Origin of the sequence: Gluconobacter cerinus, assembly GCF_002723935.1 — a bacterium.
Classification (GTDB): domain Bacteria; phylum Pseudomonadota; class Alphaproteobacteria; order Acetobacterales; family Acetobacteraceae; genus Gluconobacter; species Gluconobacter cerinus.
Genome location: NZ_BEWM01000047.1, coordinates 1 through 833, shown reverse-complemented (window position 1 = coordinate 833; position 833 = coordinate 1). Strand labels below are relative to the sequence as shown.

1 pseudogene is annotated in these 833 nt (G+C 54.4%); it reads right to left on the bottom strand.

Features of this window, described 5'->3' with window-relative positions:
- Nucleotides 1-12 precede the first annotated feature (12 nt).
- A pseudogene (locus GCE01_RS16630) lies at nt 13-769 on the bottom strand (IS5 family transposase).
- Nucleotides 770-833: the final 64 nt, after the last annotated feature.

The following is an 833-nucleotide window of genomic DNA, read 5'->3' as shown; positions in this document are numbered from 1 at the left end:
TAGGCTCAGGACTCATAACCAGAAGATGACGGCTGCGGCGAGGCAGATGGCTGAGAAGAAGACGGTCGGGCATCTGTCATAGCGTGTTGCAACACGCCGCCAGTCCTTGAACTTTCCGAACATGATCTCGATGCGATTGCAGCTCTTATATTTTCTCTTGTCGTATTTGACTAGTTTTCCGCGGGATCTCCGTCCCGGGATGCAAGGCCTGATCCCTCTTTCCTCCAGGGCATCCCTGAACCAGTCAGCATCATAACCCCGGTCCGTCAGCATCCATTGTGCCATGGGCAGGCTGTCCAGCAGAGCAGAGGCTCCGGTGTAATTACTGATCTGTCCTGCTGTCATGAAAAAGCTTAGCAGTCGTCCGTTCTGATCGGTAATCGCATGGAGCTTTGTATTCTACCGCCTTTGGTGCGACCGATCAGGCGGCCTGGATCCCCCTTTTTAGCCGCAGGCTCGAAGCTGTGCGGTGCGCCTTGAGATACGTCACATCAATCATGATGGTCCGAGGCTGGGCCTTTGCAGCAGATAAGCCATCCATCATCTGCATGAAAATGCCCATGTCGCCCCAACGCTTCCCGCGGTTGGAGAGCGTCTTGTGTGGACCGTACTTCCGGGCGCATCACGCCAGCGCATACCATTGCCGTTCACAAAAATGATACCGCTCAGCACACGGCGGTCATCGACGCGAGGTTTTCCGTAGCCCTTGCGAAAGAACCGCCGCAGACAGATCCATCTGTTCGTCCGTCAGCCAAAACAGATCGCTCATCTTCAGTCTCCTTGCAGAGCCTGAATCAGATTCCTGCAATCAAATCAATGGATCCTGAGCCTAA